This window comes from Variovorax sp. GW531-E2, assembly GCF_059423125.1.
The window spans coordinates 33,980-48,762 of record NZ_JBWKXQ010000021.1; the positions used below are offsets into that span (position 1 = coordinate 33,980).

At 70.7% G+C, this 14,783-nt stretch carries 15 protein-coding genes; 10 read left to right on the top strand and 5 right to left on the bottom strand.

The features are described 5' to 3' along the window. The first annotated feature begins 12 nt into the window (after positions 1–12). Positions 13–1,476, top strand: a complete 1,464-nt coding sequence (locus tag AC07XP_RS14540; protein WP_495265074.1) for an NAD-dependent succinate-semialdehyde dehydrogenase — start codon at positions 13–15, stop codon at positions 1,474–1,476. A gap of 13 nt (positions 1,477–1,489) precedes the next feature. Further along, positions 1,490–1,870, top strand: coding sequence for a GFA family protein (locus AC07XP_RS14545; protein WP_369646298.1), 381 nt, complete (start codon positions 1,490–1,492; stop codon positions 1,868–1,870). Between the two features lie 3 nt (positions 1,871–1,873). On the opposite strand, the gene egtD is transcribed toward AC07XP_RS14545, so the two are convergent. Together egtD and egtB are read right to left on the bottom strand one after the other, a co-directional pair. Next, positions 1,874–2,872 (bottom strand): L-histidine N(alpha)-methyltransferase, encoded by a 999-nt coding sequence (gene egtD, locus AC07XP_RS14550; protein ID WP_354343698.1) that lies wholly within the window; start codon positions 2,870–2,872, stop codon positions 1,874–1,876. A gap of 26 nt (positions 2,873–2,898) precedes the next feature. Then, on the bottom strand, positions 2,899–4,164 hold the full coding sequence (gene egtB / locus AC07XP_RS14555; protein ID WP_495265075.1) for an ergothioneine biosynthesis protein EgtB: 1,266 nt from the start codon (positions 4,162–4,164) through the stop codon (positions 2,899–2,901). A 148-nt stretch (positions 4,165–4,312) separates the two neighbouring features. Here egtB and AC07XP_RS14560 point away from each other — a divergent pair, with 148 nt between their 5' ends. Together AC07XP_RS14560 and AC07XP_RS14565 are read left to right on the top strand one after the other, a co-directional pair. Further along, positions 4,313–5,659 carry an NAD(P)/FAD-dependent oxidoreductase gene (locus AC07XP_RS14560; protein WP_095747680.1) on the top strand — a complete coding sequence of 449 codons (1,347 nt, stop codon included), beginning with the start codon at positions 4,313–4,315 and terminating at the stop codon, positions 5,657–5,659. 19 nt (positions 5,660–5,678) lie between these two features. Further along, positions 5,679–5,930: a hypothetical protein gene (locus AC07XP_RS14565; protein WP_070062528.1), complete on the top strand. Its 252-nt coding sequence runs from the start codon at positions 5,679–5,681 to the stop codon at positions 5,928–5,930. Positions 5,931–5,979: 49 nt separating this feature from the next. Here AC07XP_RS14565 and AC07XP_RS14570 read toward each other — a convergent pair whose 3' ends face one another. The 3 genes from AC07XP_RS14570 to AC07XP_RS14580 form a co-directional block, all read right to left on the bottom strand. Further along, the gene (locus AC07XP_RS14570) at positions 5,980–7,902 is read right to left on the bottom strand and encodes a PhoX family protein (protein ID WP_495265076.1); all 1,923 of its coding nucleotides are present in this window, start codon (positions 7,900–7,902) and stop codon (positions 5,980–5,982) included. Between the two features lie 60 nt (positions 7,903–7,962). Next, entirely contained in the window at positions 7,963–8,535 is a 573-nt protein-coding gene (locus tag AC07XP_RS14575) for a thermonuclease family protein (protein WP_495265077.1), read from the bottom strand. Positions 8,536–8,631: 96 nt separating this feature from the next. Then, positions 8,632–9,663 (bottom strand): LacI family DNA-binding transcriptional regulator, encoded by a 1,032-nt coding sequence (locus tag AC07XP_RS14580; RefSeq protein WP_062477653.1) that lies wholly within the window; start codon positions 9,661–9,663, stop codon positions 8,632–8,634. Positions 9,664–9,793: 130 nt separating this feature from the next. On the opposite strand from AC07XP_RS14580, the gene AC07XP_RS14585 reads away from it, so the two are divergent. The 6 genes from AC07XP_RS14585 to AC07XP_RS14610 all read left to right on the top strand — a co-directional run bounded on the left by AC07XP_RS14585 (position 9,794) and on the right by AC07XP_RS14610 (position 14,777). Continuing rightward, positions 9,794–10,660, top strand: a complete 867-nt coding sequence (locus AC07XP_RS14585; RefSeq protein WP_354343708.1) for a dioxygenase family protein — start codon at positions 9,794–9,796, stop codon at positions 10,658–10,660. A 22-nt stretch (positions 10,661–10,682) separates the two neighbouring features. Further along, a complete protein-coding gene (locus AC07XP_RS14590; RefSeq protein ID WP_495265078.1) occupies positions 10,683–11,450 on the top strand; it encodes an SDR family NAD(P)-dependent oxidoreductase in 768 nt (255 codons plus the stop codon). Beyond that, on the top strand, positions 11,447–12,355 hold the full coding sequence (locus AC07XP_RS14595) for a beta-keto acid cleavage family enzyme (RefSeq protein WP_495265079.1): 909 nt from the start codon (positions 11,447–11,449) through the stop codon (positions 12,353–12,355). The genes AC07XP_RS14590 and AC07XP_RS14595 overlap by 4 nt, the downstream gene beginning before the upstream one ends. Next, on the top strand, positions 12,352–13,347 hold the full coding sequence (locus AC07XP_RS14600) for a quinone oxidoreductase family protein (protein WP_495265080.1): 996 nt from the start codon (positions 12,352–12,354) through the stop codon (positions 13,345–13,347). Before AC07XP_RS14595 ends, AC07XP_RS14600 begins: the two co-directional genes overlap by 4 nt. A 21-nt stretch (positions 13,348–13,368) precedes the next feature. Further along, positions 13,369–13,725, top strand: coding sequence for a cupin domain-containing protein (locus AC07XP_RS14605; RefSeq protein WP_495265081.1), 357 nt, complete (start codon positions 13,369–13,371; stop codon positions 13,723–13,725). A 62-nt stretch (positions 13,726–13,787) separates the two neighbouring features. Further along, complete coding sequence (locus AC07XP_RS14610) at positions 13,788–14,777, top strand: Bug family tripartite tricarboxylate transporter substrate binding protein (protein ID WP_495265082.1); 990 nt, start codon at positions 13,788–13,790, stop codon at positions 14,775–14,777. Positions 14,778–14,783 lie beyond the last annotated feature (6 nt).

Here is a 14,783-nt window from a genome sequence, read left to right on the forward strand (position 1 = left end):
GACAAACCACCCATGCCACTGAAACTCCAAGACCCGACCCTGCTGCGCCAGCAGGCCTGCATCGCCGGCGCCTGGGTGAATGCCGACAACGGCACCACCGTCGCCGTCACCAACCCCGCCACCGGCGAGCACATCGGCACCGTGCCCATGTGCGGCACCGAGGAAACCGTGCGCGCCATCGCCGCCGCCGAAAAGGCCCAGAAGGCCTGGGCCAAGGTGCCCGCCAAGGAACGCTCGGCCATCCTGCGCAAGCTCAACGACCTGATGCTCGCGAACGTGGACGACCTCGCGCTCATCATGACCACCGAGCAGGGCAAGCCCCTGACCGAGAGCCGCGGCGAGATCGCCTACGCCGCCTCGTTCATCGAGTGGTTCGCCGAAGAAGCGCGCCGCGTGTACGGCGACACCATTCCCGCACCGCAGGCCGACCGCCGCATCCTGGCGCTCAAGCAGCCCGTGGGCGTCACCGCCGCCATCACGCCCTGGAACTTTCCCACCGCCATGCTCACGCGCAAGGCCGGGCCCGCGCTCGCGGCCGGCTGCGCCATGGTCGTGAAGCCGGCCACGCAGACGCCGTTCTCGGCGCTGGCCTTTGCCGTGCTCGCCGAACGCGCGGGCGTGCCCAAGGGCCTGCTGTCGGTGCTCACCGGCTCGGCCAGCCAGATCGGCGGCGAGATGACGCGCAGCCCCATCGTGCGCAAACTCACCTTCACCGGCTCGACCGAGGTGGGTCGCACGCTCATGAAGCAGTCGGCCGACACGATCAAGAAGCTGTCGCTCGAACTCGGCGGCAACGCGCCCTTCATCGTGTTCGACGATGCCGATGTGGATGCCGCCGTCGAAGGCGCGATGGTCTCGAAGTACCGCAACACCGGCCAGACCTGCGTGTGCGCCAACCGCTTGTACGTGCAGCGCGGTGTGCTGGAAGCCTTCACGCAGAAGCTCGTGGCCAAGGTCAACGCACTGAAGGTCGGCAACGGCACCGAGGCCGGCGTCAACCAGGGCCCGCTGATCGACGCCAAGGCGGTCGAGAAGATCGAGGAGCACGTGGCCGACGCCGTCGCCAAGGGCGGCACCGTGCTCGCGGGCGGCAAGCGCCATGCGCTGGGCGGCCTGTTCTACGAGCCGACCGTGATCGGCGGCGCCACGCCCGACATGCTGTTCGCGCGCGAGGAAACCTTCGGCCCGCTGGCGCCGATCTTCGCGTTCGACACCGAGGCCGAGGCCATCGCCGCGGCCAACGACACCGAGTTCGGCCTGGCCGCGTACTTCTACAGCCGCGACATCGGCCGCATCATGCGCGTGGCCGAGGCGCTCGAATCGGGCATCGTGGGCGTGAACACCGGGCTGGTGTCGACGGCCGAGGCGCCGTTCGGCGGCGTGAAGCAGTCGGGGTTGGGGCGCGAGGGCTCGAAGTACGGGCTCGACGACTTCCTCGAGATCAAGTACGTGTGCCTTGCGGGGCTGGACAGCTAGGAACTCGCTGCCCGTGACAACGTACCAAGGCGCTTGCCATTGCGGCGCGTGCCGCTTCGAGGTGGACACGGACCTCGACCATGTCCGCAGCTGCAACTGCTCCGTGTGCCGGCGCCGCGGCGCGCTGATTCACCGCGTGCCCGCATCGGCGCTTCGCCTGCTCACGCCGCTGGAAGACCTCACGGTCTATGAATGGCACACACGGACCGCACGCGACTACTTCTGCCCCACCTGCGGAATCATGCCGTTCCGGATTCCCAGCGCGCCGACCGCGCAAGAGACGGCCGAAGGCAAGCTGCCGTTCACGGGATGGGCCATCAATGCGCGCTGTCTTGAAGGCGTCGATCTGGCCAGCGTGCCGGTCCGGCTCGTGAACGGCGCGGACCTGTCCTGAGGCTCAGCTTAGGAGCCAGTGCACGCTGAACAGCCGCTCGGGGTCGGTCCACACCGCCCCGACGCGGAAGCCCGCGCGCACCGCCAGGGCCTGCAGGCCCTCGACGGTGAACTTGTGCGAGTACTCGGTGTGCAGGGTCTCGCCTTCCTCGAACGAGAAGCGCTCGCCGCGCAGCTGCACGCTCTGCGCCCGCCGGCTCACGAGGTGCATCTCGATGCGGCGCATCGGTGCGTTGTAGAAGGCCGCGTGCGAGAAGCCGTCGAGGTCGAAGTCGGCCGACAACTCCGCGTTCGCGCGCCGCAGCAGGTTGAGGTTGAACGCCGCCGTCACGCCCTGCGCGTCGTTGTAGGCCGCGTGCAGCCGGTCGGGGTCTTTCACCAGGTCGACGCCGATCAGCAGGCCGCCGCCGCGCAGCATGCGCGCCGCGAGCTGCAGGAACGCCAGCGCCTCGTCGGGCTCGAAGTTGCCGATGGTCGAGCCGGGAAAGAAGCCCACGCGCCGGCCCGCCCCGGCCAGGGGCGCGGGCAGCACGAGCGGCATGGTGTAGTCGGCCGCGATGGGCTGCACGGCCAGCGCCGGGTAGTCGGCCTTCAGGCGCGCCGCCGCGGCTTCGAGGTGCTCGCCCGAGATGTCGATCGGCAGATAGCGCTTGGGCGATTCGAGCGCGTCGAGCAGCAGCCGCACCTTGGTGAGCGAACCCGCGCCGAACTCGACGATCTCGGCGTTCGGCCCGATCTGCGCGGCGATCTCGCCGGCGCAGGCGCCCAGGATGCCCAGCTCGGTGCGCGTGGGGTAGTACTCGGGCAGCTCGCAGATGCGGTCGAACAGCTGCGAGCCGGCCACGTCGTAGAAGAACTTGGGCGAGATGTGGCGCGGTGTGCGCGCCAGGCCGGCCTGCATGGCGCGGCCGAACTCGGACCACGGGGCGGTGTCGGTCGGTGTCGCGGCTTCCTGTCGCTGCAGGTGGCTGGCGAGGGCGAACGGGGCGGTCGGATTGCGCATGGTGCTCGGCTCCATCGAGGTGTCGGTCAAAGGTCTTTCGCGAGCCGCAGCCCCGAGAACTGCCAGCGTGCCGCCGGCGGAAAGAAATTGCGGTAGCTTGGCCGCGTGTGGCCGGCCGGCGTGGCCACGCTGCCGCCGCGCAGCACCAGCTGGCCCACCATGAACTTGCCGTTGTATTCGGCCGCGATGCCGGGCAGCGGCCGGAAGCCCGGGTACGGGTCGTACGAGGAACGCGTCCATTGCCAGACATGGCCGCTCATCTGCGCAATGCCGGGCGCGTCGAAGGCGGCCTCCCATTCGAACTCGGTGGGCAGCCGCGCGCCGGCCCATTCGGCGTACGCGGCGGCCTCGTAGAAGCTCAGCTGGGACACGGGCGCATCGGCCTCCATCGGCCGCACGCCGTGCAGGCCGAACACCTGCCAGCCGCCGGGCGCGGCAGGGCCGCCGCCGGCGCCGAGGGTGGCGATGCGCGGGTCGTCGGCTTCGAGCCAGTAGGCGGGGTGGCGCCAGCCTTGGGCCTGCACCGTGGCCCAGCCGTCGGACAGCCACAGCTCGGGCCGCCGGTAGCCGCCGTCGGCGATGAACTGCGCGTAGTCGCCGCAGTTCACGAGCCGGTCGGCGATGGCATAGGGGCGCAGCAAGGCGGCGTGGCGCGGCGTCTCGTTGTCGAAGCAGAAGTCCTCGCCCGCATGCCCGACCTCGACCGTGCCGCCCGGCTGTTCCAGCCAGCGCACCTCGGCCGGCACGGCGGCCAGCCGCCGCGCGGGGCCGCTCGCGGGCTTGTACGCCGGCAGCAGCGGGTTGCACGACAGGGCATGCAGGATGTCGGTGAGCAGCAGCTCCTGGTGCTGCTGCTCGTGGTTCAGCCCGAGCGCGACGATGGACTCGATGGCCACCCAGTCGAGCGCCTCCGGCGCCGCCAGCAGCGCGAGCACCGCCTCGTCGACGTGGCGGCGGTAGGCGTGCACTTCGTCGAGCGACGGCCGCGTGAGCAGGCCGCGCTGCGGCCGCGGGTGGCGCGGGCCGAGCGCCTCGTAGTAGGAGTTGAAGAGGTAATGAAAACGCGCATCGAAGGGTCGGTACCCCGCCGCATGCGGCTGCAGCAGCACGGTCTCGAAGAACCACGTCGTGTGCGCCAGGTGCCATTTGGTCGGGCTGGCGTCGGGCATCGACTGGATGCACTGGTCCTCGGCGGACAGCGGCGCGGCCAGCGCCAGGCTGGCGGCGCGCACCGTGCGGAATTGCTCGCGCAAGGCGCTCGCCACGGGGGCGATCGGCCGGGAAAACGTCATGGTGTCTCCAGTCGGGTGAGCCGGAAGTTTTAGCCCATACCGGCGACAAAAGCACGTAGGACAAGACGCCGCCGCCGCGCCGCCGCAGGAGCCCGTCCTGCGCGCAAGCGGCCCGGAACGCCCCGGCCCGCTGCGTATGATTCGGGCGATGCAAACCCCCTCTCCTTCGGCCAGGCCCCACGTTGTCATCATCGGCTGCGGTTTCGGCGGACTCGAGGCAGCGCGCAAGCTGCAGCGGGCCGACGTCGATGTGACGGTGATCGACAAGACCAACCACCACCTGTTCCAGCCCCTGCTGTACCAGGTGGCGACCGCCGGGCTCGCGGCGCCGTCGATCGCGGCGCCGGTGCGCGCCCTGTTCCGCAAGCAGGCCAACGTGACCACGCTGCTGGCCGAGGTGACGGGCATCGACCCGGCCGCGCGCACGGTGCAGCTGGCCGATGGCAGCCAGGTGGCCTACGACCACCTGATCGTGGCGGCCGGCGCCACGCACAGCTACTTCGGGCACGACGAGTGGGCGCCCGCCGCCCCGGGATTGAAGACGCTGGCCGACGCCTTCGAGATCCGCCGCCGCGTGCTGATGTCCTTCGAAACGGCCGAGACCACCGCCGACCCCGAGCGCCGCCGCGCGCTGCTCACCTTCGTGGTGATCGGCGCCGGGCCGACCGGCGTCGAGATGGCCGGCACGCTGGCCGAGATCGCCAAGCACACCCTCGCGGGCGAGTTCCGCCGCATCGACCCCGGCAGCGCGCAGGTGCTGCTGGTCGAGGGCGGCCCGCGCGTGCTGCAGGCCATGCCCGAAAGCCTGAGCCAGAAGGCGCTCGAACAACTGGAACGGCTCGGCGTGGAAGTGCGGCTGAACGCGCGCGTCACCGCCATCGACAACGCCGGCCTCGAAGTGCAGACCGGCGGCGGCCCCGACGGCGCGCCGCTGCAGAGCTACCGCATTCCCAGCAGCTGCGTGGTGTGGGCGGCCGGTGTCGCGGCCTCGCCGCTGGGCCGGCTGCTCGGCAGCGCCACGGGCGTCGAGTGCGACCGCGCGGGCCGCATCAAGGTCGAGCCCGACCTGAGCCTGGCCGGCCACCCCGAGATCAGCGTGGTGGGCGACCTGGCCGCCGCCATGAGCCACGCGCCCGGCAAGCCGCCCAAGCCGGTGCCCGGCGTGTCGCCCGGCGCCAAGCAGGCGGGCCGTGCGGCGGCGGCGAACATCCTGCGCCGCCTGGCGGGCCAGCCCACCGTGCCGTTCCGCTACGCCGACTACGGCAACCTGGCCACCATCGGGCGCAACTCGGCCGTGGTCGACCTGGGCACGCCCTTCGGCCCGCTGCGCTTCAGCGGCCGGCCCGCATGGCTGTTCTGGCTGTTCGCGCACGCGTACTTCCTCATCGGTTTTCGCAACCGCGTCGTCGTGATGTGGGACTGGGCCAGCGCCTACTGGAGCTTCCAGCGCAACGCGCGCGTGGTGGCCGACGTGCAGGGCCGCAGCGAGTCGTAGGCACCTCCCACGCCGCGCGATGACGTTGCTCTGGTGGGTCGTCTTTCATGCGCTCGATGCGCTGTTCTGGCTCTGGATCCTGCGCTGGGGTGGCGCGGCCTGGCTCGAAGGCACATTCCTCTCGGGCTTTCTCGTGAGCATCTTCGCGCCACGCTGGGGCGCCGAGGGCCTGCGCATGTTCGCGCTGCTGATGCTGGTCGTGTGCGCGATCAGCTTCGTCTGGGGCCTGCTCATGCCCGAGATGCGCTGCTGGTACTCGGGCCACTGCTGAAGCCCCGAGGGCGCCCCGCGAGGCGCCCCTGGCCACGTCAGGTGCCGCGTCAGCTGCCGATCACCCCACCGTCGATCTTCGTGATGACCACGGTCGCCGAGCGCGGCCGGCCCGCGCCGTCGGGCCACTTCGACACGGCGAGCGGACGCTCGGGGTCGCTGCGCTCGTTGGCCGGCTCGCCCGGGTGCTGGATGTTGATGAACAGCGTGCGCAGGTCGGGCGTGGCCGTGAGGCCGGTGATCTCGCAGCCGGCCGGGCCGAGCAGAAAGCGGCGGATCTCGCCCTTGGTCGGGTCGCAGGCCAGCATCTGGTTGTTGGGCAGGTTCGTGTACTCGCCCTTGCCGAGCGTGGAGGTCGACACGTCGGTCTGGATCCACAGCACGCCGCGCGCATCGACCATCAGGCCGTCGGGGCTGCCGAAGGCGTCGCCCTTGACGTTGCCCTGCGCCTCGTAGCGCGTCTGCTTCGGGTCGCCCGCGAGCACGAGGTGGTTCCACGCGAACTTCGTGGCGTCGAGGTCGCCGCTTTCCTTCCAGCGGATGATCTGGCCCATCGTGTTGTTGGAGCGCGGGTTGGCCGCGTCCATGAAGGGCTGGCCCGGGGCGCCGCGGTTGCTGTTGTTGGTGAGCGTGCAGTAGACCTCCTTCGTCAGCGGATCGACGGTGGTCCACTCGGGGCGGTCCATCTTCGTGGCGCCGAGGATGTCGCTGGCCTGGCGCGACTTGATGAGCACGTCGCCCTGCGTGGCGAAGCCCTTGTCGGCCACCAGCCCGCCCTTGCCCTGCACCAGCGGCAGCCATTCGCCCGTGCCGTCGACGTCGAAGCGGCCCACGTACAGCGTGCCGTGGTCGAGCAGGTCGCGGTTGGCGGCGGCGCCACCGGGGCGCACTTTGTCGCGGCTCACGAACTTGTAGATGTACTCGAAGCGCGAGTCCTCGCCCATGTAGACCACGGCGCGGCCGTCGTCGGTGAGCGCCACGGCGGCGCCTTCGTGCGCGGCGCGGCCCAGTGCGGTGCGCTTGCGCGGCGTGGAGTTCGGGTCTTGCGGATCGATCTCGACCACCCAGCCGTAGCGGTTCGATTCGTTCGGGTGCTTGGCGACGTCGAAGCGTTCTTCGTGCTCGTGCCAGCGGTACTTGGCGCCGTTGCCCTTCTTGAGGCCCCAGCGTTTCTGGTGCGCGTCGGGCGTGGCGGTGCCCTCGAAGTAGTCGGCGAAGTTTTCCTCGCAAGTCAGGTAGGTGCCCCACGGCGTCTGGCCGTTGGCGCAGTTGTTGAAGGTGCCGAGCACCTGCGTGCCCGAGGGATCGCCCGCGGTGCGCAGCATCGGGTGGCCGGCCGCGGGGCCAGTGAGCGTCATCGGCGTGAGCGCGGTGATGCGGCGCGCGAAACGCGAAGGCAGCACCTGCTGCCAGGCCGCGCCGTCGCGCTGCAGCTCGATCACCGACACGCCGTGCGCGTGCATCGACTTGCGCACCTTCGCGGCGCTCCAGGTCTTCATGCCGTCGGTGTGCAGCAGGCCATCGTCCACGTACTCGTGGTTCAGCACCAGCAGGCCGCGGTTCGATCCATCGAGCGGGAAGAAGGCCATGCCGTCATGGTGCATGCCGGCCTGCAGCGCCTGGTCGTCGGCGGTGTCGGAAGCATCGGTCTTGAAGGCGGGCATGCGGCCCGCGATGCCCGTGGGGTCGCCCCAGCGGTACAGCACCTGCGTGCGATAGCCCTCGGGCACGACCAACTGGTCGACCGCCGCCATGGGCACGCTCTTGAAACCGATGCTGCGGCCCAGGCCGCTCACTGCGTTGCTACTGCCGGCGCCCGTGCTGGCACAGCCCGCCAGCGGACCGAACAGGCCCGCCACGGCCGCCGCCAGGCCGCCGCGCACGAAGACCCGCCGCTGCGGATCGGACACGTCGTGGATGGTGGGATTGCCGGAGGGGTTCGAGTCCTCCATGCGCGCGAAGTCTTTGGCCATGTCCTGGGGGTCCGTGGGAATCGTGGGAACACGCGATGCTCCCGCGCGCCCATGAAGCCGTCATGACAGGGGTTCGAAGCGCACGTCGCCCCAGGGCCGCGAGCCGCCGTGGTTGTTGCTGTTGCGCGGCTGCTCCCGGCGTTCGCGTCGCCAGTCCCAGGGCGGCGTCGGCGCGGTATCGGCCCACAGGCCCAGGTGCTGCGCACGCGCCGCGGCTTCGAGGCGGAACAGGTCGCCGCCGCGCTTCTTCGCGATGCCGTGGTAGTCGTACACCCAGGCCCAGCCCTCGGCCACCAGGCGGCGGCCGGCGTCTTCGCCGTTGCAGCGCACGTCGGCCACGGTGCGGCCGTAGCGGTCGGTGTCGCGCTCGGTGATGACGGCCTTCTCGGCGTAGCACAGGCGGCTCAGCGCCTGGCGGCTGCGCTGGCCGTAGGGCTGCGCTTTCTCCGGCGCGTCGATGGCGGCGATGCGCACTTTGACCTGTTCATAGGCGCCGCTGCGGCCGCAGCGCGCGGTGAGCGTGTCGCCGTCGCTCACGCCCACGACGAGGCAGGTGCGCGGCGATGCGGCGTGGGTCAGCAGCGGGAGGGAAAGGCCGAGGGAAAGAAGCAGGAAGGCGGGACGAAAGCGCATGCGGAAAGGGAGCGGAACACGGGGCCAAGAATGGCCGACGATTCTCGGCGCGAAGTGCGCGCTTCGCCCTGCGGATGCATTTGTTTTCGTCTTCGCTCAGCGCGCAGCCGGCGCGGCCGTCGACTTGCGCACCACCAGCTCCGGGCGCAGCACCACGGTGGAGGCCGACAGCGCCTGCCCGTCGATCTCCTCGAACAGCATCTCGGCCGCGCGCCAGCCGAGTTCGCGGTGCGGCAGCCGGATGGTGGTGAGCGGCGGATCGACCATGTCGACCAGCGGCATGTCGTTGTGGCCGGTGATCGAGATGTCTTTCGGCACGCGCAGGCCGGCCTCGCGCAGCGCGTCGTAGGCGCCCAGCGCCACGAGGTCGTTGCAACAGACCACGGCCTGCGGCGCGGCGCCGGCCGCGAGCATCTGCTTCATCGCGGCCGCGCCGGCCTCGCGGCTGTAGCTCGCGCACTCGACGATGCGCGCCGGCTTCATGCGGTGGTCGCGCAGCGCCTGCTCCACGCCCAGCAGGCGGCCCACGCCGGTGGGGATGGTCTGCGGCCCCGCCAGGTGCGCGATGCGCTTGTGGCCCAGGCCCACGAGGTGATCGACCGCGAGCTTCATCGCCAGCCGGTCGTCGCTCACCACGGCGGGCAGGCGGCCGGTCTCGTCGGCGCGGTTGACGAGCACCGCCGTCATGCCGGCCTTGGCGACGAAGTCGACCAGCGGGTCGTCGCGCGTGGCGGTGGCCAGGATCACGCCGTCCACGCGCTGCGCCAGCATGCGCTCGAGCACCGGCCGCGCGAGCGCCGGATCGACCACGTTGGTGACGAACACGAAGTAGCCGCGCGCGGCCGCGCTGGCCTCGATGCCTTGCAGGATCGGCGGAAACACCGCGTTCGTGATGTCGGGCACCAGCACGCCGATGGTGTGGGTGCGGCCCGTGCGCAGCGCCGAGGCCGCGCGGTTGGGCCGGTAACCCAGGCGCTGCGCGGCCTCCTCGACCACGCGCAGCACCTCGTCGCTGATCAGCGAGCGCTTCTCGGGGCTGAGCGCACGCGACACGGTCGACACATGCACCCCGGCGGCACGGGCGACGTCGCGGATGGTGACGGGGCTGGAGGGGGGATGGGTGCTCATTGGTGCAAACGATTGTTGGTCATCCGGTGCGCATCGGTTGGCGAATTCCCATTCTGACGTCTCGGATACCTGCCATTTTACTTTTCCGGAATCTGCCGTAATATCATGCAAACGATTGCAAGGATTGCAGATGAACATCGCCACCTCCCCCGATTCGGTGCTCGGCTTTGCGCTCGACGCCATGCAACGCACCCCCGATCCGCGCCTGCGCACCGTGATGGACGCGCTCACGCGCCATCTGCATGCCTTCGTCCAGGAGGTGAAGCTGACCGAGGAGGAGTTCGAGCAGGCGCTCGAATTCATCGTCGCCATCGGCCACGCCACGGGCGAGACCAAGAACGAGGTGGTGCTGGCGGCCGACATCCTGGGCGTGTCCACCGTGGTGGCGCTGCAGAACAACCAGGACCCGCACGGCGAATCGCCGGCCGCCCTGCTGGGCCCCTTCTGGCGCGCCAACTCGCCGGCCTGCGCGGCGGGCGAGAGCATTGCGCGCTCGGGCACGCCGGGCACGCCGCTGGAGGTGACGGGCACGGTGCGCGACGTGGGCGGGCAGCCGATGGCCGATGTCACGGTCGACGTGTGGCAGGCCTCGCCGGTCGGGCTCTACGAGAACCAGGACCCGGAACAGGACGACATGAACCTGCGCGGGCGCTTCACCACCGACGCGCAAGGCCGCTTTCATTTCCGCAGCGTGCGCCCCGCCGGCTACCCGGTGCCCACCGACGGGCCGTGCGGCGTGCTGCTGCGCGCGCAGCAGCGCCACCCGAACCGGCCCGCGCACCTGCACTTCATGCTGAGCAAGCCGGGCCACAAGGTGCTGGTCACGCAGGTGTTCGCCGACGACGACGAGAACCTGGAGAGCGACCCGACCTTCGGCGTGACGCGCCAGCTCATCGGCCGCTTCGCGCTCGCGCCCGACGGCGGTAGCGCCACGCTGCAGTACGACTTCCAGCTGGAGCCGGGCGAGATGAAGTTCCCCCGCCCACCGATCCCCTGATTCCGCAACTTCCCTTCATCCCATGAGCTTCGATCCCCAATCCCGACTCCACGGCAAGATCGCCGTCATCACCGGCGGCCTCGGCGCCATCGGCTATGCCACGGCCACGCGGCTGGCCGCGCTGGGCGCCACCTGCGTGCTGCTGCACCGCAGTGGCGACGACAACGCCGCCGCGCGCGCCGCCGCCCTGCCCTCGGACAGCGGCCAGCGCCACGGCGCGATCCGCGCCGACATCGTCGACACGCCGAGCCTGCAGGCCGCCGCCGCCGAGGTGAAGGCCGCGCACGGGCGCTGCGACATCCTGGTCAACAGCGCGGGCCACACGCAGCCCGTGCCGGCCGGCGACCTCGACGCGCTGACCGACGACCTCATCGACGACCTGCTGCGCGCCAACTTCCGCGGCGTGTTCGCCACCATCCGCGCCTTCGCGCCTATGCTCAAGGCCACCGGCGACGGGCTGGTGGTCAACATCTCGTCCATCGCCGGCTTCACGGGCGTGGGCAGCAACCTCGCGTATGTCGCGGCCAAGGCCGGGCTCGACGTGGTGGGCGATGCGCTGGCCAAGGCGCTGGCGCCGGCGGTGCGCGTGGTGTCGGTGTCGCCGGGCGCGGTCGAGTCGGGCTTCGTGCCCGGGCGCGGTGCCGAGTTCGCCGACAAGATGGCCAGCACCACGCCGCTGGGACGCATCGGCAAGCCCGACGACGTGGCGGCCACCGTGGAGGCGCTGGCCACCACGCTGCGCTTCGTCACCGGCACGCGCATCGTGGTCGACGGAGGGCGCCACCTGTGAACAACGCGAAGACGCTCATCACCTGCGCCGTCACGGGCAACCTCGTGAAGCCCGAGCAGACGCCGCACCTGCCGATCACGCCGGTGCAGATCGCCGACGAATGCCTGGCCGCCGCCGAAGCCGGCGCGGCGCAGGTCCACATCCACGTGCGCCACCCGGAGACGGGCAAGCCTTCGATGGAGATCGAGCTGTACCGCGAGGTGGTCGACCGCATCCGCCGCGAGAACCGCGAGCTGATCGTGAACCTCACGACCGGGCCGGGCGGGCGCTTCATTCCGAGCGAGGACGACCCGAAGATCGCCGCGCCCGGCACCACGCTGTTGCCGCCCGAGAAGCGCGTGGAGCACATCGCGCTGATCCGGCCCGACGTGTGCTCGCTCGACCTCAACACCATGAACTCCGGCCCCGACGTGGTGATCAACACGCCGAGGAACGTGCGCCGCATGGCGAAGGTGATGCGCGAGGCCGGCGTGAAGCCCGAGCTGGAGATCTTCGACTCGGGCGACATCCACCTGGCGCTGGACCTCATCGCCGACGGCACGCTCGACGGGCCCGCCATGTGGACCTTCGTGCTCGGCGTGAAGTACGGCTTCGCGCCCACGCCCGAGACGCTGCTCTATGCACGCAACCTGCTGCCGCGCGGCGCCTTCTGGAGCGCCTTCGGCATCGGCCGCACGGAGTTCCCGATCGTCGCGCAGTCGTGGCTGCTGGGCGGCCACGTGCGCGTGGGCATGGAAGACAACATCTACCTCGAGAAAGGCGTGCTGGCCGAAAGCAACGCGCAGCTCGTGGCGAAGGCGCGCGACATCCTGCGCAGCCTGGGCGGCGAGGTCGCCAACCCGCGCGAGGCCCGCGCGATGCTGGGGCTGGCCGACACCCGCGCCGTTCAGGGAGCCGCACGATGAGCGCCATCCTTCATGAACCGCGCGCACTGCGCGTGAACGGCAAGGCCGCCAACCTCGAGGCGCTGCACCTGGAGGCCGCGCCGCAGCCCGAGCCCGTGGCGCCGCCCGGCCATGCCGTGGTGCGCGTGGCCGCCGCCGCCGTGAACCCGAGCGACGTGAAGGCCGCGCTGGGCCTCATGCCACAGGCCACCTGGCCGCGCACGCCGGGGCGCGACTTCGCGGGCACCGTCGTGAGCGGCCCGTCGGCATGGATCGGCCGCGAGGTCTACGGCTCGGGCGGCGATGTCGGCATCACGCGCGACGGCTCGCATGCACGCTACCTCGTGCTGCCCGAGGCGGCCCTGCGCGCCAAGCCGAAGGGCATCTCAATGGACGAGGCCGGCGCGGTGGGCGTGCCCTTCGTCACGGCCTACGAGGGCTTCCGGCGCAGCGGCATGCCGCAGGCGGGCCAGACGGTGCTGGTGCTGGGCGCCAACGGCAAGGTCGGGCAGGCGGCGGTGCAGCTGGCCGCGCAGGCCGGCGCGCGCGTGATCGCGGTGCAGCGCGGCCCGGGGCCCTTCGCGGGGTTCGCGAGCGCGCCGGTCGACGTGGTCGATGCGCGCCACCACGCCGACGTGGGCGCGCAGGTGCGCGAGCTCACCGACGGGCGCGGCGCGCACCTCGTCTACAACACCGTGGGCAGCGCCTACTTCGAGGCCGCCAACAAGGCGATGGCCAAGGGGGCCACGCAGATCTTCATCGCCACGCACGACCGCGCGGTGCCCTTCGACATCTTCGCGTTCTACCGCGGCATGCACACCTACGTGGGCATCGACTCGCTGGCGATGGACTGCGTGGCCTCCACCGCGCAACTCGACGCGATGCGCGAAGGCTTCGAGCGCGGCACGCTGAAACCCTTTCCCGTGGCACGCCACTTCGCGCTCGACGAGGCGCTCGACGCCTACCGGCTCGTGCTGTCGGGCAGCACCGACCGCGTCGTGCTGCGCCCCTGACCCCCCACCAGGACATCCACCATGCATGTGACCCGTTTCAGCGAGGCGCCGCACTACGAGGCGCCCAACCACTTCGACATGCGCTGCCTGCGCCTGCAGGGCAAGGAGGCCGGCCCTTCGACGCAGATGTGGATGGGCATGAGCCAGATCCTGCCGGGCGGGCACACCGGGCTGGACGGCTCGCCGATGGAGAAGCTCTACCTCGTGCTCGAGGGCGAGCTGCACGTCGTCGGCGAACTCGACGGCGCGCACCAGGAAGACGTGCTCCAGCCCTACGACAGCTGCCGCTTCGCGCCCGGCGAGAAGCGCCAACTCGAGAACCGCAGCAACCGCCCGGTTCTGGTGGCGCTGGTGATGGCGAACGCACCGCCCGCCTGACGCCCTCCTTTCCCAGTCAGTCATTCATCGCTCGCACCAACAAATCAACGGAGACAAGACGCATGAAGAAGACATTCCCCTGGAGCCGCCGACAGGCACTCACGATCGCCGCGGCGCTGGCGGCCTGCACGCTCGGCGGCGCCCATGCACAAAGCGCGTGGCCGGGCACGCAGCCCATCAAGCTGGTCGTGCCCTTCACGGCAGGCAGCGGCACCGACATCGTCGCGCGCCTCGTGGCCGAGAAGCTCGGGCCCGCGCTGGGCACCAGCGTGATCGTGGACAACCGCCCCGGCGCGGGCGGCACGCTGGGCGCGGCCATCGCCGCCAAGGCGCCGGCCGACGGCTACACGCTGCTGGTGCATTCGGCCGGCCACCTCGTGAACCCGTGGATCTACAAGGGCCTGTCGTACGACACGCTCAAAGACTTCACGGGCGTGACGCCGATGGCCAGCCTGCCCAACGTGCTGGTGACCTCGCCGTCGCACTTCACCGACGTGAAAGACCTCGTGGCCAAGGCGAAGGCCAAGCCCGGCGGGCTGAACTACGGCTCCGCGGGCAACGGCTCGGCCACGCACATGAATGCCGAGGTGTTCCGCCTCGCGGCCGGCGTCGACGCGCAGCACGTGCCCTTTCGCGGCACGCCCGAAGCCATGACCGAGGTGATGGCCGGGCGCGTCGACTGGTTCTTCGCGCCGATGGTGTCGGCGCTGCCGCTGATCAAGAGCGGCAAGCTCAAGGCGCTGGCCGTGGGCACCGCCGGCCGCTCGTCCGCCCTGCCCGACGCGCCCACCACGGTGGAGGCCGGCGTGCCGGGCTCGGCCTACCTGTTCTGGGTCGGCCTGTTCGCGCCCGCCAAAACGCCGCAGCCCGTGGTGGAACGGCTGCAGGCCGAGGTCGCGAAGATCATGGTCGCGCCCGAACTGAAGGAGCGGCTGGAGAAGCTCGGCGCCGAACCCTTCACCATGCCCTCCGTGCAGTTCAACAAGTTCATCGCCGACGAGACCGCGAAGGCACAGCAGGTGGTCAAGGCCGCAGCCATCAAGGTGGACTGACGGCGG